Annotated in this window: 17 protein-coding genes and 2 pseudogenes; 8 read left to right on the top strand and 11 right to left on the bottom strand. The window is 38.8% G+C overall.

From position 1 onward, the window contains the following. Positions 1 to 234 precede the first annotated feature (234 nt). Both V7K53_RS30925 and V7K53_RS30930 read right to left on the bottom strand, forming a co-directional pair. A complete protein-coding gene (locus V7K53_RS30925; RefSeq protein WP_335201297.1) occupies positions 235 to 1,692 on the bottom strand; it encodes an alpha-amylase in 1,458 nt (485 codons plus the stop codon). A 136-nt stretch (positions 1,693 to 1,828) separates the two neighbouring features. Next, positions 1,829 to 2,677 (bottom strand): alpha/beta hydrolase, encoded by an 849-nt coding sequence (locus V7K53_RS30930; protein WP_335201298.1) that lies wholly within the window; start codon positions 2,675 to 2,677, stop codon positions 1,829 to 1,831. Between the two features lie 303 nt (positions 2,678 to 2,980). Here V7K53_RS30930 and V7K53_RS30935 point away from each other — a divergent pair, with 303 nt between their 5' ends. Both V7K53_RS30935 and V7K53_RS30940 read left to right on the top strand, forming a co-directional pair. Continuing rightward, entirely contained in the window at positions 2,981 to 5,047 is a 2,067-nt protein-coding gene (locus V7K53_RS30935; RefSeq protein ID WP_335201299.1) for a vWA domain-containing protein, read from the top strand. Between the two features lie 50 nt (positions 5,048 to 5,097). Further along, a complete protein-coding gene (locus V7K53_RS30940) occupies positions 5,098 to 5,277 on the top strand; it encodes a hypothetical protein (RefSeq protein ID WP_335201300.1) in 180 nt (59 codons plus the stop codon). 56 nt (positions 5,278 to 5,333) lie between these two features. On the opposite strand, the gene V7K53_RS30945 is transcribed toward V7K53_RS30940, so the two are convergent. From V7K53_RS30945 to V7K53_RS30955, 3 genes and pseudogenes are all read right to left on the bottom strand, one after another. After that, complete coding sequence (locus V7K53_RS30945; RefSeq protein WP_335201301.1) at positions 5,334 to 6,155, bottom strand: ABC transporter ATP-binding protein; 822 nt, start codon at positions 6,153 to 6,155, stop codon at positions 5,334 to 5,336. Continuing rightward, positions 6,130 to 6,357, bottom strand: coding sequence for a hypothetical protein (locus V7K53_RS30950; protein WP_335201302.1), 228 nt, complete (start codon positions 6,355 to 6,357; stop codon positions 6,130 to 6,132). The genes V7K53_RS30945 and V7K53_RS30950 overlap by 26 nt, the downstream gene beginning before the upstream one ends. A 199-nt stretch (positions 6,358 to 6,556) precedes the next feature. Further along, positions 6,557 to 6,670 (bottom strand): annotated as a pseudogene (locus V7K53_RS30955) (iron chelate uptake ABC transporter family permease subunit); the annotation flags it as partial. Here V7K53_RS30955 and V7K53_RS30960 point away from each other — a divergent pair. Continuing rightward, a pseudogene (locus V7K53_RS30960) lies at positions 6,659 to 7,320 on the top strand (IS1 family transposase); the annotation flags it as partial. The pseudogenes V7K53_RS30955 and V7K53_RS30960 sit on opposite strands and share 12 nt — an antisense overlap. Before the next feature lie 265 nt (positions 7,321 to 7,585). Next, positions 7,586 to 7,750, top strand: coding sequence for a hypothetical protein (locus tag V7K53_RS30965; RefSeq protein WP_335201303.1), 165 nt, complete (start codon positions 7,586 to 7,588; stop codon positions 7,748 to 7,750). On the opposite strand, the gene V7K53_RS30970 is transcribed toward V7K53_RS30965, so the two are convergent. The 3 genes from V7K53_RS30970 to modA all read right to left on the bottom strand — a co-directional run bounded on the left by V7K53_RS30970 (position 7,747) and on the right by modA (position 10,173). Continuing rightward, positions 7,747 to 8,400 carry a DUF642 domain-containing protein gene (locus tag V7K53_RS30970; protein ID WP_335201304.1) on the bottom strand — a complete coding sequence of 218 codons (654 nt, stop codon included), beginning with the start codon at positions 8,398 to 8,400 and terminating at the stop codon, positions 7,747 to 7,749. The genes V7K53_RS30965 and V7K53_RS30970 overlap by 4 nt on opposite strands. Positions 8,401 to 8,646: 246 nt before the next feature. Beyond that, on the bottom strand, positions 8,647 to 9,252 hold the full coding sequence (locus tag V7K53_RS30975; RefSeq protein ID WP_335201305.1) for a DUF642 domain-containing protein: 606 nt from the start codon (positions 9,250 to 9,252) through the stop codon (positions 8,647 to 8,649). 66 nt (positions 9,253 to 9,318) lie between these two features. Further along, on the bottom strand, positions 9,319 to 10,173 hold the full coding sequence (gene modA / locus V7K53_RS30980; RefSeq protein WP_335201306.1) for a molybdate ABC transporter substrate-binding protein: 855 nt from the start codon (positions 10,171 to 10,173) through the stop codon (positions 9,319 to 9,321). On the opposite strand from modA, the gene V7K53_RS30985 reads away from it, so the two are divergent. Next, positions 10,172 to 10,312: a hypothetical protein gene (locus V7K53_RS30985; RefSeq protein WP_335201307.1), complete on the top strand. Its 141-nt coding sequence runs from the start codon at positions 10,172 to 10,174 to the stop codon at positions 10,310 to 10,312. The two genes, modA and V7K53_RS30985, sit on opposite strands and share 2 nt — an antisense overlap. 299 nt (positions 10,313 to 10,611) lie before the next feature. Here the strand turns inward: V7K53_RS30985 and V7K53_RS30990 are convergent, their stop codons facing one another. Further along, complete coding sequence (locus tag V7K53_RS30990) at positions 10,612 to 10,770, bottom strand: hypothetical protein (RefSeq protein ID WP_335201308.1); 159 nt, start codon at positions 10,768 to 10,770, stop codon at positions 10,612 to 10,614. 144 nt (positions 10,771 to 10,914) lie between these two features. On the opposite strand from V7K53_RS30990, the gene V7K53_RS30995 reads away from it, so the two are divergent. Beyond that, the gene (locus tag V7K53_RS30995; protein ID WP_292776453.1) at positions 10,915 to 11,316 is read left to right on the top strand and encodes a fasciclin domain-containing protein; all 402 of its coding nucleotides are present in this window, start codon (positions 10,915 to 10,917) and stop codon (positions 11,314 to 11,316) included. A 192-nt stretch (positions 11,317 to 11,508) separates the two neighbouring features. On the opposite strand, the gene sfsA is transcribed toward V7K53_RS30995, so the two are convergent. Then, positions 11,509 to 12,234: a DNA/RNA nuclease SfsA gene (gene sfsA / locus V7K53_RS31000; RefSeq protein WP_335201309.1), complete on the bottom strand. Its 726-nt coding sequence runs from the start codon at positions 12,232 to 12,234 to the stop codon at positions 11,509 to 11,511. 239 nt (positions 12,235 to 12,473) lie between these two features. On the opposite strand from sfsA, the gene V7K53_RS31005 reads away from it, so the two are divergent. Then, a complete protein-coding gene (locus V7K53_RS31005) occupies positions 12,474 to 13,142 on the top strand; it encodes a 2OG-Fe dioxygenase family protein (RefSeq protein WP_335201310.1) in 669 nt (222 codons plus the stop codon). 2 nt (positions 13,143 to 13,144) lie between these two features. Here V7K53_RS31005 and V7K53_RS31010 read toward each other — a convergent pair whose 3' ends face one another. Then, positions 13,145 to 14,293 (bottom strand): DUF711 family protein, encoded by a 1,149-nt coding sequence (locus V7K53_RS31010; RefSeq protein ID WP_335201311.1) that lies wholly within the window; start codon positions 14,291 to 14,293, stop codon positions 13,145 to 13,147. 221 nt (positions 14,294 to 14,514) lie between these two features. On the opposite strand from V7K53_RS31010, the gene V7K53_RS31015 reads away from it, so the two are divergent. Next, positions 14,515 to 15,783 (top strand): tetratricopeptide repeat protein, encoded by a 1,269-nt coding sequence (locus V7K53_RS31015; RefSeq protein ID WP_335201312.1) that lies wholly within the window; start codon positions 14,515 to 14,517, stop codon positions 15,781 to 15,783. Positions 15,784 to 15,883: the final 100 nt, after the last annotated feature.

The raw sequence follows: 15,883 nt of genomic DNA on the forward strand, positions 1-15,883 counted from the left end.
TAGCTTTAATTATTTGGCTGTTTTAAGATTTCTTGCTTGGAGTTAGTCAAGCAAAAAATTCAGTGAACGCAATCAGTTTGTGTTCTGATGATTATGACTTCAAGCGATGTCATCTCAATTCCGTAATCCTGTTGAAAATTTTGCTCCCTTCTAGGTTGAATACTATTGTCAAAGAGGTAGATAGTGGAGAAACTCCTTACTATCTACCTCTTTAACCTTAGTTTTCTATTCAAACTATTTTTGCAGCCAGACCGATATTGAACCACCTGGACATGGGAAATTTCCCCATCCGTCGTTATTGGTGTGAATGATATTGTTTATATGTCCCGTGGCATCGTAAAATTCCTGATTGGGTCGGAACACGTTCATCCACTTGTTCCCTGGTGAACTATTAGTCAGCACTACAGCCATTGCACCCGGGTGTTGCTTAGTACCCAAGCGCGTCCAACCAATAGTATTGGGATGGTCAAAGTAATCATGCTGGTCGCCAAAACCGTATTCTCTACGCGCTTTCAAGAACTTGTCAATCAAGAAACGGTGAGAGTAAAGGGTATTATCACGTCCTTTATCTTGATATTTTGCCCCATAATAATCTGCATAGAAAACGCAAGGATAGCCTTCCCGACGCAGTAAGATTAGTGCATAGGCTAAGGGCTTAAACCAAGGTTCAACAGGCGACTCTAGGGATTGACAAGGTTGGGTATCATGGTTCTCGACAAAGGTAACAGCTAGGGCAGGTTGTTCTTTAACTAAGGTTCTATCAAAAATCGATCGCAGATCGAAACTACTACCCTGGCGACTAGCTTGGTGAAATTTGAAATGTAGAGGCACATCAAATAACGACAAACGCCCATCACTAGAGGCAATATAACCGTGTAAGGCATTGATATCTTGAGACCAGTACTCGCCAACGCTAAACAGTTCCCGCCCACCAAAATGCACTCGCAGGTGATTTAACCAATCACGGAAAAAAGTAGAGCGGATATGTTTAACAGCGTCAATGCGAAAGCCATCTACATCTGTGGTGTCAACAAACCAACGCCCCCAATACATCAACTCACCGCGCACGAAGCCATTACCTGTATCCAGGTCATTGGCCATTAAATAATCGTAGTTGCCGTGTTCGTAGCTAACTTCCGTCTCAAAATGTTTATCTTTAAGGCGGTAGAGCTTGTCTGCCCTTTTGGTATCTGCGTTGTATGATAATGAATCAAAGCACCACCAATACCATTTCATACTGGAGTATTTATCTCCACGACCAGAAAAATTGAACTTTGTATAAGCTGCAATTTCGTACCAATCGCTGACTGGACGGTTGCGGTCATTCCAATCCATTTCTTGGGCCGAGATGCGTTCTATTTCATCCCCACCATCTTTGTGGTTGAAAACCACATCGGCATATATTTGGATACCTGCATCCTGTGCCGTTTTAATAGCTTTCAAGTATTGTTCGCGTGTTCCATATTTTGTTCGAACAGTATTTTTCTGATTGAACTCACCCAAATCAAACAAATCGTAAACTGCGTATCCAACATCCGATGCTCCACCACTACCCTTATAAGCTGGCGGCAGCCATAAGGCAGTGAAGCCTGCATCAGCTAGCTCATTGGCTGCTTTATTCAGCTTGTCCCATAACGTACCATCATCGGAGATGTACCAATGGTAATACTGCATTATTACGCCATTAGTCATGCGATCGCCTTTGTAGAATCTTTGATTTTACAGATTTCTGTCAGAAATCTCTGATGCTAGGATATGTTACTTTTGTCACACATCCTAACTTCATCCGAATTTATTTAGGTTTCAATGATGACTTCACAAAGAGCAATTACGAATTACTGGGACGGGATAATTGCTGATTTGCCTTGACAAGGTTAGTGAACTCCTGCAAAGTTTGACGATACTTTTCTTCAGCTATCGAGAATAAATCGTTATGATTTGCCTCTTCAACCCACAAAGAAAGTTTTGGGGATCTTGCAGCATTAAACAACTTTTCTCCATGAGCAAAAGGAACTATGTTATCTGCTTTTCCATGAATCACTAATATCGGAGATTTTACTTTTTTGATTTTGTCCAGATTAGGAAATTTATCAAAAGGTAAAATCCGAAAAGGCACTATTACTTGAAAAGCGGAAATAAACGAGCTTTCAATAATTAAACCAGCGACTGGTTTCTGCATTGCTAAATTGACCGCAGAACCACCACCAACCGAACGCCCCAAAACTATAATTTTTTCAGGTGGAATTTTTAAATTTTGGGTCAAATAATTGTAAGCGCTATTGATATCTTCGTATGCATGACTTTCTGTCGGCTTTCCTTGACTCGTACCATAACCGCGATAATCAAAAGCAAAGACACTAAAACCCCACGCGTGTAATTTTTCTAAAATCTGCTTGATATCTCCTAAATCTTCAGAATTACCATGAGAATAAAGAATAGTATATTTAGCTTGAGTATTCAATAAGTATGTAGCTGAGATATTCGTATCTTTTCCACTCCTTAACTTCAGAATTGTTGGGTCATCTTGATAGCTAGAAGGTTGAGATAGAAAAATCATGCTATCTGCCCGAAAATAAATAAATGCGGCAAAAAATAGATAGATAAAGATTAAAGATTTAACTAGCCGTTGCCAAGTCAAATCACCAATTAGCAGTTTTATAATTTGCTGTTTATCCATTAGCTTTTATTTATCAGGTAAAACTTTATTTCCAGGTTTCCCGATTTTTGATGTTTCCTAACTCTAATACAACTTCATCAAACTTCACGCCAACTTTGTCACAAATGAGTAATTTACTTAACCCAGATTACTGAGCCGATACCAACAAATACTGTGATATTCCCTAATACTAGATGGGAATGCTTAGTGTTGTATGAGTTACAGTTACCAAAACTGAAACGGTTATCAAATCCCAAGCTGCTCAGGACTATTCTAGGTAAATAGTCAAATGTGACAGAAAAAATTTAGTGTGAGGATTTAGCCATGTCTTACCCGATTCCGTCGAAAATGTGGCAGCGAGTCAGTATTGTAATATTGTTTTTATTGATACCGTCAGTCGGAATTGCGATTTTACGCCAGTCTGCTACGGTTGCAGTTCCAGCCAATCAGACTCCTGCCAGTTCTACCCCAAAAACTTCCATTCTACCCAATCACCCTGACTACCAAGCACTCCAGGCATTGGTAAAACAGTATAGTTGTGTTGTTCCCGTCCAAAATTTTGGCACTCTTCCTGTAACCCGGACTGAGTTTGCTACAGTCTTGAATGCCTGTGTGAATCGCAGCAATGAACTGATAGCGACTGACCCCAAGATAGTCGCCCCAGCAGATATGAAAATTCTGCAACGCTTGCAGGCAGAATTTGCACCGGAGTTAGCAACCCTAAAAAGTCCGATAGAGGAATTGGAAGCTCGTAGTCCTATCACTCCGAATCAGCCTACCAGAGAACGTATTCAAACTGAGTCTACCCGAAAGACTCAACCTTTACCCACAGCCCTACCCCTTAGTATTCCGTCTGGCTCATCTGTGCAGGATCAAGTTGCTAACCGTGCTAATATGCCTAAACTCCAAAGTGGCAGTATTGGAAGGGTTGCCCCGGAACCTCAAACAGGTAGCGGATTCAATACAGAAAACTATAACCGGATTGAAGATAATCCCTTTCATCGCGTCGGTAACGATCCCCTTTCCACCTTTTCCATTGATGTAGATACAGCATCTTATAGCAACGTGCGACGATTTATTACTCAAGGAGAATTACCACCCAAGGATGCAGTGCGAATTGAGGAATTAATCAATTATTTTACCTACAGTTATCCCCAACCAAAAGGCGAACGACCTTTTTCCGTCACCACTGAAGTTGCTGCTGCTCCCTGGAATCCTCAACACAAGCTGGTACAGGTAGGTTTGCAAGGTAAACGCCTAGAAAGCAAAACCTTACCACCGAGTAACTTAGTATTTCTGATTGATGTCTCCGGTTCTATGGATGACCCGAATAAATTACCCTTGGTGCAACAGTCGCTCAAATTGTTGGTGAATCAACTGCGTCCTGAAGACCGGGTAAGTTTGGTAGTTTATGCGGGGAATGCTGGATTGGTGTTACCAGCTACTCCTGGTAGTCAAAAATCAACAATTCTGGCGGCGATTGACCGCTTAAAGGCTGGAGGCTCGACTGCTGGCGGTCAGGGCATTGAACTAGCTTACAAGATAGCCAAAGAAAGCTTCCTCAAGTCTGGTAATAACAGAGTCATTTTAGCTACCGATGGAGATTTTAACGTCGGGGTTTCCAGTGATGGCGACCTGACGCGATTAATTGAACAAAAGCGAGAGCAGGGAATTTTCCTGACGGTGTTGGGATTTGGCACAGGCAATTATAAGGATGGAAAAATGGAACAACTGGCTGATAAGGGTAACGGCAACTACGCTTACATCGATACCCTATTGGAAGCCAAAAAGGTTTTAGTTAACGATCTCAGGGGAACTCTGTTTACTATTGCTAAGGATGTGAAAATTCAGGTGGAGTTTAATCCGGCGAAAGTTCAGGCATATCGCTTAATTGGTTACGAAAACCGCCTGCTGCAAAACCAGGATTTCAATGATGACAAGAAAGATGCAGGTGATATTGGGGCTGGTCATTCTGTGACAGCGCTTTATGAAATAATTCCCACTGGTACAAAAAGCGATGTGAAACTCCCAGAGATAGACCCTTTGCGGTATCAGCGTTCTGGTGAAACTGCCTCGGATACTGCTGGTAATGAGTTGATGCAGGTGAAACTGCGCTATAAGTTGCCCCAAGACAGCACCAGTCAATTAATTACCCAAACCATCCAAGATGATGATTTGAGAACCGACCAGATACCCTCCACAAACCTGAGATTTGCTGCTGCGGTAGCGACCTTTGGGATGGTGTTGCGTGACTCTGAGTATAAGGGAGATGCTAGTTATGATTTGGTGATGAAATTGGCAACTCAAGGGAAGGGGGAAGACCAGGAGGGCTATCGGGGTGAGTTTATTCGCCTAGTGGAGCAATCTAGAGGGTTGATTACAAGAAAATGATTTTAGACCACAACTGAGACGGGGAGTAGGGAGTGTTGTAGTTCAATTACTTGAAAACCGCTGTAATATCTTGGAGAGATTCACAATCTACAAAAGAGCGATCGCTCTCTACTGTATTAGATATCTGCAATAAATACAGCAATTTAATTTCAGAAGAGAGCATTGCATATCTGCGAGATGTTTTGCGATCGCTGCTAGTCAGAAAACTGATTCCCTACTCTGCAAGATAAGAAAGAAGAAATGCTTAACTGAACTGTATTCTGCTGTGTAAGGTTTTGATTTGCTTCTATTTTCTCCCCTTTCTTCCCACTGGTATACACATCGGTGTACCAGAAACCGGGTCTGGGATCACCCGACATTCTAATCCAAACACCTCCCTTACCATCTTTTCAGTGATCGTCAAATCAGGTTCGCCAACTGCAAAAATTTGACCTTCTTTCACGGCTACCAAATAATCAGCATAACGACAGGCATGATTCAAATCATGTAACACCATGACAATCGTTCGTTGCTGGTTTTGGTTCAAATCATACAATAAATCTAAAACTTCTATTTGGTGTGCCAAATCTAAAAAAGTAGTTGGTTCATCTAACAATAAAATATCCGTATCTTGAGCTAATGCCATTGCAATCCAAGCACGTTGTCGTTGTCCACCAGAAAGAGTATTTAACTCCCGTTCTGCCAAATATTTAATTCCAGTAATTTCTAACGCTAGTTCTACTAATTTTTCATCTTCTTTTGTCCACTGCTGCAACCAATTTTGATAAGGAAACCTTCCACAAGCTACCAAATCTCGAACGGTTAATCCTTCTGGTGCAACGGGGCCTTGGGTAAGAATTCCTAATTTTTTAGCAACATCTTTTGTTGATAGCTTAAATACATCTGTTTTATCTAAATAGACTGTACCGCAACGAGGTTTTAATAATCTGGCTAAACCCCGTAGTAAAGTGGATTTTCCACAGCCATTTGCACCAACTAAAGCAGTTATTTTTCCTGTTGGTATGTTTAAATCTAAATGCTTAATAATAGTTGCATTGTCATAACCCAAAGTCAAATTGTTAGCTGACATTTGATAATGTAAATTATCGCTCAATAATGACATTGACATAATTAAACTTAAGAGAATCTTCGATAATTTTGTAAGTATGTAATATCATATCCGCTTGATTACTTATAAAACCCAAAGAACCCCACCCCACTAAATCAGCGCTTTGTTTCCCCTCCCCGCAGGTAGATAGGGGATTAAGGGGAGCCAGCGCGGTCATGGCATGAGCAACTGGCGCGTAGGGTGCAATGACTATGGGAATCATAACTAATTACCTGGACATGAAATATCACACTATTCGCTTTTATTAATGCTACACCTAAAAAAGAATTTTTCTCTACTTATGTTAATTACCATCGCTGCTAAGGTGATAATTATCAAGATAAATAAAGTGCTGGGAACTTGGTTTTGAATCCGAAAGGAAAATCCTAGTTTTGTATAACGAAAAATCAGTAAGTTTCTCTTCATTTTTTTACTTGATATTTGGCTAAGTAAACGAAGAATGGCGCACCAACTAAAGCTGTCATAATTCCCACGGGTATTTCTTGTGGTCGAATTAATAATTGCGCCAATATATCGAATCTTATGAACCAAAAGGATGTTCTGAAGATATTAAGCGTGAATGCCTAGAAATGTACGTTAATAGTTCTGGTTCTCGCGCAATTGAAAGGGTAAAAAAAGTACAGACGCTCGCGGACTCGCTAACGCTTCGCTATCATACTACGGTTATAAATTGGGTGAAAGAGGTAGCTAACATCCTACCAGAACAACCGAAAATAGAAGAGATACCAGAAGTAAGAGAAATAGATGAACTCGAAACTTCTGTGGGATCGAAAAAAACAAAGTTTGGTTGTGGACAGTCGTCAATCACAGTGTTCCAGGAGTTATAGCTTGGGTATTAGGAGACAGAAGTTCAGAAACATTTTAACTTTTGTGGCAGAGAATCAAGTGTTGGGAGTCTTATTTTTACGTCACAGATGGTTATAAAGTTTATCCATGTTTTGTTGATTCAGGCGATCGCCTTGTTAGTAAAATATATATGACACGGGTAGAAGGAGAAAACAGTCGTTTTCGACATTATCTTGCTAGGCTACATTGGAAAACATTTTGTTATTCTAAAACCGTAGAAATGCTGAAACTATCAATTAGATTAGTAATATATTATCTCAAGAATGGTTCTGTGTCGGTGCGGGTGCATAGCGCCCGCAACCTTGAGGCGATCGCATGATTCATATTTTGATTCAGCAACGCCTAAAATTCAGACAATCTAACTAAGCTGCTAGCTAAAGCCGGACTTACTAAGCAGCAAGACTACTTACAATATTTTATCAATAGCTACAGCGATCGCACCAAAACATTAAAGCAAATGTGTCAAAATTCTCCTAAATTTTTATCTGATGATAAAAATTTAGGAGAATTTAATCTACTCTTGAAAGAAATGTATTATCCCATTGTTGCTAATCGCTCTTTGGGTTCCAAAATATGGGATGTAGATGGTAACGAATATAATGATGGGATTGGGAATTAATCTTTTTGGTCATAACCCATCTTTTATTAAAGAGGCTTTAATTACCCAAATGGATAAAGGAATTCAAATTGGCCCCCAATCAGAACTTGTTGGTAAAGTGGCTGAAGAAAAAGAGGGCTATTCTTCCTAGCTAATTGCCTTCTTTTTCTTCAGCCATATTCCCAACAATCCAACAGTAACTGCTATTCCTCCAATAGTTGATGGCTCAGGTACAGGTTTTACACTCACATTATCCAAGTATAAGAATCCATATTTATCCCAATCCCCAAACTTTAACTCTGTGGATGATGCATCTGCTGTGAAATTGAACTTATATTGCGTGTATGGTTGAAAAGAAATGTCTTTTTGATCAAAAAGCTTATTTCCACCTACAAATGTCTGAAATTGATTATCAAGGTCAGGGGCCTCATCTATAGATGCTAAATAGTAACTAAGTTCGTATTTCTGACCAGGTTGTGTAGAAAGTGTCTGTGATATGTAGCTGAGGTCTATAAATCCACTAAGTGATAAGCCCTGATTACCACTATCATGCTGAGGAAAATTGCTTATTCTTATCCCTGATACATCCATCGGATCGCCAGACTTAGTCCAGTCTGTAATATTCGGATTTGTAGCATTGGGATTGTTAGGATCTACGAGAGGATCGAGTTCAAAGCTTCCGTTTTTAACAAGTTCTGCCGCTTGTGCTGCTGCATTATAAATATTAGTAATCACAGCAGTGCTAATTAAAATAGTAGTAAAACTAAAAACAATAATTGAGAGTTTTTTAGTTAAATTCATGAAATTTGACTCCAAATAATTCTAAATTTTGACAATGAAAACAAGTTGATAGTTACATTCATGCTAGCTGGCTTTCAATAGTGTCAATAGAAATAAACACTTTCTTCTCGTTTATAAGAGTTAGCTATAGATGTGGATAATGATTCATACATCCAAGGCAAATTTTCTCAATAAACCAATCAGATGAATTTTAGTGGCATTCTTGACACTATTGAGCCAGACATTGCTTAGGCTTTCACCTATGGTTTATTCATCCCCATAGTTTTTCCCTTGATGTTTAGGTGTAGCTTTGACACTCACATCATCCAAATATAAAAACGCATACTTGGCTTGGGAGCCAAACTTTATTTCAGTGGATTTTCCTTCTGCTTTAAAATTTAATGTGTATTGTGTGTAGGATTGGTAAGGAGTATTTTTTTGAACATAAACCTTTTTTCCACCTATAAAAACCTTAAATTTGTTATTCAGATCGGGTGCCTCTTCTGTCGATGCAAGATAGTAAATAAGTTTATAGCGTTGACCAGGAAATGTAGGTATAGTCTGTGATATGTAGCTAATGGCTGAAAATCCACCAAGCGATAATCCCTGCTTACCAGTATTAGGAAAATTGTCAATTTTAGTACCTGATATATCTATCGGATTACCAGATTTAACCCATCCTGTAACATTAGGATTTGTAGTTTCGGGATTAGTTGGATCTATAAGAGAGTCGTATTCAAATCCCCCGTTGATAATCAGTTCTTGTCTTTCAGCTTGTGCTGCTGACTTATAAGTATTAGTAATCACAGCAGTATGAAGGAAAGCAGTAGTCAAACTACAAACAATAATTGAGAGTTTTTTAGTGAACTTCACAAGACATGACTCCAAATAGTTCAAAATTCACGACAACGAGTACAAGATTGATTTACTTTCTGGTGATTAAGGCAGGATAAACCCGTAAGTATTTTTGAAGATATTCTGAGCAGTACTACCACTTAAGTAGTTAGAAAAACTCTGTGCCGTCGTTAAAACTTTAGTTCTAGTGAGTATACCCAGTGGATAAACAATCGCATCGCTCTCTGTTGTGAGGGCAGTTTGTACGACTCTTACCTTGTTAGAAATGGCCGCATCAGTTTTGTAAACAGCACCCGCACTGATAGTTTTAGTTACACCTCCAACTACAAGAGTTTTATTTTCAACAGCAGTTAAGACGGCACGCACATTGGCAGCACGGTATAATTTAGGACTGAGAGTAGTAAAAATACCTCGGCTAGTGAGAACTTGTTTGGCATAATTTCCTGCTGGCACAACTGGAGGAGTACCTGTGTAGTCACCTATGGCAATACCAGTAATGTTGGCATTGGTCAAACCATTGAAGCTAGTGAGGGCAGTACTACCAGCACTAACGGGAAATGTCGTAGGCGCAATCAAAACTAGACGGTTTTTGACAACGTTTTTACGGCTACCTGCAACCAATTTACTTGGGGTTGAATTCTGCAATACATCTATTTGGCTGTTAGCAGCAGAAATGAAAATATCTGCTGGCGCTCCTGCTTGTATTTGACTCAGTAAAGTACCAGAAGCACCAAACGTATAAACAACATTGACGCCTGGGTTAGCATTTTGGTACTGAGTCTTAATGGTATTCAGCGCGTTTGTTAAGCTGACAGCCGCATATACGTTAAGTGTCGTTACAGAGCTTGCTGGTGATAAATTAACGAACTGCAAGCCTATTACCAGCATCATGCTGCTCACTGCTGTAGCAATCCAAGCAATAAGTCTTCTTCTGTTCATGAAAGTTATAGTTTGGGGAAAATATTACCTAAAAGTCTCATTGTTGACATACCTGACTTATGCACAGGCAATAGAAATACCAACTACACAGAAGGTAGAGGATATAGATAAATGGGAGTTAGAGAAATTTTTGGCGTAAATCTTACGCATCATAAATTCTGGAAATAAACGGCCAATCACAATTGCTAAAAGCATTGGTGTAATGGGCCGTTTGTTATTTCCAAGTGGAATTACACAAACAGCGAGTGAAATGTATTTAGTGATGAAATAATATCAGTTAAATACGCTTATTACCAACTTTTTTGGTCAGCGAACCATGACAAAAAGCTAATGCAAGTATATTTAAATTCTCTAAAAACCTTGCATAGTCTATATAGTAGGATTTTGCTATAAAACTTTCAGAGAGATCCTAAACATCTAAAGCTTTATTTATACCAACTAAATGCTTTTGTTCGTCAGTCTAACTAACTTTGTTGGTATCGTGAGTGCTGCTCTAACAATCTTTGGATGCGATCGCTTCATCGCCTCTACCAGTATGTAAAAAAGAGTGAGCGCATCCAGCATTGCCCATAACTCATCCACCTGAGGGATGTACATATAATTCTTTATTTGTATAAAAATGTATACAAACTCTTATGGTATCAATAAAAAAAATGATTTAACATACACCTAATGATAGATAGATTTTATTAAACTAATAGTTTAGATTTGTAACAAGTTACACAGAACTAGGTAAAACACATGGCCAACATAATTGACACTGCTACCAACAATGGTTCTTTCAAGACACTAGTTGCAGCAATCCAAGCGGCTGGTCTGGTAGATACACTTAAAGGTGCAGGTCCATTCACCGTCTTCGCACCCACTGACGAAGCGTTTAATAAGCTTCCAGCTGGTACTGTAGATGCATTATTGAAAGATCCTGCAAAGCTCAAGAAAATCTTGACCTATCATGTTGTTTCAGGCAAGGTACTTGCTGCTGATGTAGTTAAGCTGAAGACAGCTAAAACAGTTGAAGGTTCAGATGTAAAAATTGACGCTTCTAATGGCGTTAAGATCAATGATGCAACTGTTGCAACAGCAGATGTTGCTGCTGATAACGGTGTCATCCACGTCATTGACACAGTTTTGATTCCTGCATAACAAAACGTCAGAATAGCGATCGCTATTTCTGGGGTGGCGACTACCTATAGTCGTTTCTTCATTAGAGTCTGGTTGAATGTTTTTTAGTAAACATCAACTACCAATAAATCCATCTAGACAGGATCTAGATGGATTTATTGTTTTATGCATGTAGAAACGTTGCAATTGCTAGTCTCTGTTAATTAGCTGTAATCAAATTTTTAGTTTTGCCAAACCTAAATAACGGATACCTTCGGGGGAAATTTCAAAACGGCAAGGTAAGACTTCTAAACCGAGAGCGATCGCATCCCGCAATAATTTACCATATATAGGATCTGTGCGATCGCCAGGGGAAAACTCGATACAATCACCGCGATTGATAAAGTAAAGCATCACCGCACGAGTGAAAGGTAACAACGCCATCAGTTCTCGCAAGTGTTTTTGTCCTCTTGTAGTCTCCGTGTCAGGAAATAGGGCTAATCTCCCTTCAGACAAAGTTGTATTTTTCACTTCTAAATAAATCGGGCGTTCCTGATCACTGCCTGTTAAGAAAAAATCCACTCGACTTTTTTTATCTAGTCCATAAACTACCTCACCCTTGATTTGGCTGTAGTTGCCCAATTCCGGGAAAAGATGTTTCGCCAAAGCTAGCTTTACCACCCGATTGGGCAAAAAAGTATTTATGCCTACCCAAGTCGGCTCATTGTCATGTACCTGAATTAGTTCTAAAGTGTAAGCCAATTTGCGGTTAAGATTATCGCTTTTGGAAAGCTGTACGGCACTTAGAGGTGTCGATACTCCAGTCATTGGCCCTGTATTGGGACAGTGTGCTGTCACTATTTCGCCAGAAGTCAGTTGAACGTCAGCAAAAAACCGCTTGTAACGCTTGAGTAAAATACCAGGATATAAAGCCGGGTAACGGTAAAGCCAATCTATCATTATGGAACCTTGTTGCTGTTTGTAAATATACGTCGATTTTTTGCCCACCGAACCCATATCTGCAAATCTTTTCAGCAGCTACTCTGCCCTGCGACAGAAGTTGAGTAACTTCATATATCATGGATTGTCAATTTTTGTAGTTAAATTGACAACATAGTAATAAAAAGTAGCATATACTAAGTATTACAAGCCTCCCATAACAATCTGGGAAAATTTCAACGTGCAAGGAGGTAAATCCTATGCAAAAAGTGTGGACAGCAACAGAATTAGAATATGCTTTTCTGTTTACTCTAAGAAAGGTAAATTCTATCAATCCAGAAGGTTTTAAGTCCTTTTTTAGTAATATGCCTATTGACCCTTATATCAAAGGCACTTATCGTTCCAGAAGATTATCTCGGTTCACGGTTTCTGGAAATCAATTAATCAAATTACCTCATGGCTACCTCTTTCAAAGTAAAGAGTATAATCCATTAGTGGGTGACATAAAAAGAGAGTTTGCAGAATTAGAAGATGCACTTATAGAACTTGATATTTTTAAGAATCTTGTCTTAGCATTTAGTGATTCTTGTAAACTTCATCCTGAAGCTGAAATCGGAGTTCATCAAATTCGAACTATTTGTTCGGCGGATAATTTGGGTAATCCAGCACCTGAAGGTATCCATCAAGATGGTACTGATTTTATTGGTATATTTTCAGTAGATAGAGATAATATCCAAGGTGGAGAAACACATCTATATACTGACAAAAAACAAAAGCCTGTGTTTAGCAAAGTTCTAAATCCGGGAGAACTCTTATTAGTCAACGATCATGAGTTTTTCCACTTTACCACTCCTATCAAACCACAGATTGATGCTCAAGGAAGTAGAGATGTTTTTGTGCTAACTTCTCCCAGCTTGCTTTCAGAATAATTTTAGTCAACCGTAAATATTTTACAATCTACGAGATATGGGGAATTGAATGTAGTCATTTCCCCAGCTTTTTTATTTGGAATTGGAAATAATCTTGCTGATAGTGGTTTATCTAATTTGATAGCTAAAGTTGCCATATCAATTAATAAAGCTGTAATTTTTTCTATTGTGATATCACCTGGAATCGGAACTGTATCCAGTCCACAGCCACAAACTGCTGAATATAATAATAAATTTGTAATATTATATGTTTGCTCATTAGCTCTGGTAGCTAGTCCAACATCTTCACAAACTGGAAGCATTAGTCCAGAATAACCACAGATTTTTACTGATACATTTTTCAATACGCGAGTCAGCATCCCAGAAATTGCGAGAGTTCCTGAATGCCCAAACTTGCCATTAATCAATTTTTCATAAGCAAAAGCAATACTATTTTCTTTATCTAAAGATGGAGCTAGAGATGTATCAATTCCTCTATATATAACGGCAAATTTATCGGAGATTTTTTCAGCAATAACTGCGATTTTATTTAATTCTAATTCTAAAATTAATTGCAGGTGTTGCTCTGCTGTAAGAATATTCTTTGCTTGTGAAAATGCTTGCATTACTAAATCACCTAACTCTAAACCTATAGCAAAAGATGTATTGCCTATATGGTATGCCGTAGGAAAAAATGGGATATCTGGCTGGCAGTTTGCCCATGCACAAAAACGAAAGTTACCATAGCCATTTTCACTTTCTTGGGAAATACGTTTAATAGCTTTGGCAGATTCTTTAGCATTCTCAAAATTTATACCGTTTTCTCTGTCCCCAATTTTGCTAGAGCAATAAATAGTTGATGTATTTTTATTGATATCTGGAATTATATCTATAGTTTCAGATTTGCTGGCATAACCAATATTGAAAAAGCTGATATTTAAATTTTGACAAAGTTGTTCGAGAGCTTGAATTTCATTAATAATTTCGATTTTTGATAAGCCTTGCAGATATTCTTCCCAGCTATTAGTAGCAATTCTAGTTGTTTGGACTTCATATCCTTGTTTTTCAAACAAAATCTGCACCTGCTGATTAAACTCAGCAGCTTGCTTAATTTTTTCCTGATATTGGAGAGATTGAATTGATATACCTGTTGTAATAGTTCTAATTTTCATTAGTATAAATAATTAGTGATATTTGAATGAAACTTAACTCTAGAATTTGTAATTGTACAATATTCTATTGGATAAATTCCATTTATAACAACTTAGGGTAGTGTGTTGTTTTTATTTCACAAAAAATATGAAATATACTTAAAATATGAAGGCGAGTGCATAGGTTAGGCTACAAACAAGCCTGCTGGAATTCAATTAACTGAATCAACCAAACAAATGCCATGAATGACGAATTTTACAATAGGGGATTGGAAAAGGCTAGGCGAAAAGATTACGCGGGAGCAATTGAGGAATTTAACCATGCTTTACAAGTGACACCTTACTTTAGCGAAGCTTATTTACAACGGGGTTTAGCACATTATGACTCAGGAGCAATTCTGAAAGCTGTTTCAGATTATACCGAAGCCCTAAAGCTGAATCCTGAGAGTGTAGAGGCATATTATTGTCGGGGATTGGCTAGGGTAGCGCTGAAAAATTTATCGGGAGCGCTAGATGATGTTGAACGTGCGATTCGTCTCAATCTCAATTATGCTGCTGCTTATAATCTGCGGGGAATGGTGCGGCGCAAACAGGGTTATATTCAAGATGCGATCGCTAACTTTAAAAAAGCTGCTGGGTTATATCTAGAGCAAATGGACAAAGAGAATTGTCGTCTTTGTCTAGAACGAATTAAACAGCTACAACCTAAAGAATTACCTGCCCTTCAGGAATCGCCTTCCAGCAATGCGCCAATTTTATCCACCAATGATTATTTCACGCAATTATTAGAAAAAGCTGAAAAGGGAGATACTCAAGAAGCACTCGCCGATTTAAACTGGGTATTAAAAGCCGATCCGCAAGATGCCCAAGCTTACTGCTGTCGTGGGGTTGTGCGTTATAAAATGGGGAATTATCGAGAAGCGATCGCAGATTTTAATCAAGCATTACGACTAAATTTTCAAGATGCCATTGTCTATCGCAACCGAGGTAAAGCCCGTTCTGTCTTGGGAGATCATCAAGGTGCGATCGCGGATCTCAACCAAGCAGTTCAGATGCAACCCGAAGATGGCTTAGTTTATATTGCCAGAGGTAATGTCTATCGGGCAACGGGCAATTATCTCGGTGCAATTCAAGATTACACCCAAGCGTTGCAAATCAATTCTGATGATGCTCAAGCTTATTACAATCGCGGCATTGCTTATACTTGCTTAGAAGAAATACAAAACGCCGTAGAAGATTATCAACGGGCAGGGAGTATTTTTTGCGAACAAGAAGACTGGGAAAATTATCAACAAGTCTTAAATAGCCTAGAAAAAATCCAGAAATTTAGTCCAGAGTCAAAAAAGCAAAAATATCACCTGCTACGTCAGCGACTTTTACGAATGGTTGGGGGATACTGGGAAATTGCCGAACGATTGATTCAGCAAAACAAAGATTATCATCCTGGGATGTCAGACGAGTGGTATTTGCAAAAAGTCATTGATGATTTAGAACGCGATCGCAATAGATAAAATATAAATACCACTACAAACGTAAAATCACCCGTACATTATTTATACGGGTGAAAATGCGAACGATCGCCTGTTATTTTCCAATGGAACTAAATGCACC

Source organism: Nostoc sp. (assembly GCF_036917355.1).
Lineage (GTDB): Bacteria > Cyanobacteriota > Cyanobacteriia > Cyanobacteriales > Nostocaceae > Nostoc.

Bases quoted from the DNA above. Each gene is read 5' to 3' on its own strand.
- V7K53_RS31005 (WP_335201310.1), top strand. From the start codon at position 12,474: ATGCAAAAAGTGTGGACAGCAACAGAATTAGAATATGCTTTTCTGTTT.
- V7K53_RS30990 (WP_335201308.1), bottom strand. From the start codon at position 10,770: ATGTACATCCCTCAGGTGGATGAGTTATGGGCAATGCTGGATGCGCTC.
- V7K53_RS30965 (WP_335201303.1), top strand. From the start codon at position 7,586: ATGGTAACGAATATAATGATGGGATTGGGAATTAATCTTTTTGGTCAT.
- V7K53_RS30950 (WP_335201302.1), bottom strand. From the start codon at position 6,357: ATGATTCCCATAGTCATTGCACCCTACGCGCCAGTTGCTCATGCCATG.
- V7K53_RS30925 (WP_335201297.1), bottom strand. From the start codon at position 1,692: ATGACTAATGGCGTAATAATGCAGTATTACCATTGGTACATCTCCGAT.
- modA (WP_335201306.1), bottom strand. From the start codon at position 10,173: ATGAACAGAAGAAGACTTATTGCTTGGATTGCTACAGCAGTGAGCAGC.
- V7K53_RS30985 (WP_335201307.1), top strand. From the start codon at position 10,172: ATGAAAGTTATAGTTTGGGGAAAATATTACCTAAAAGTCTCATTGTTG.
- V7K53_RS30930 (WP_335201298.1), bottom strand. From the start codon at position 2,677: ATGGATAAACAGCAAATTATAAAACTGCTAATTGGTGATTTGACTTGG.
- V7K53_RS31015 (WP_335201312.1), top strand. From the start codon at position 14,515: ATGAATGACGAATTTTACAATAGGGGATTGGAAAAGGCTAGGCGAAAA.
- V7K53_RS31010 (WP_335201311.1), bottom strand. From the start codon at position 14,293: ATGAAAATTAGAACTATTACAACAGGTATATCAATTCAATCTCTCCAA.
- V7K53_RS30970 (WP_335201304.1), bottom strand. From the start codon at position 8,400: ATGAATTTAACTAAAAAACTCTCAATTATTGTTTTTAGTTTTACTACT.
- V7K53_RS30995 (WP_292776453.1), top strand. From the start codon at position 10,915: ATGGCCAACATAATTGACACTGCTACCAACAATGGTTCTTTCAAGACA.
- sfsA (WP_335201309.1), bottom strand. From the start codon at position 12,234: ATGATAGATTGGCTTTACCGTTACCCGGCTTTATATCCTGGTATTTTA.
- V7K53_RS30945 (WP_335201301.1), bottom strand. From the start codon at position 6,155: ATGTCAATGTCATTATTGAGCGATAATTTACATTATCAAATGTCAGCT.
- V7K53_RS30935 (WP_335201299.1), top strand. From the start codon at position 2,981: ATGTCTTACCCGATTCCGTCGAAAATGTGGCAGCGAGTCAGTATTGTA.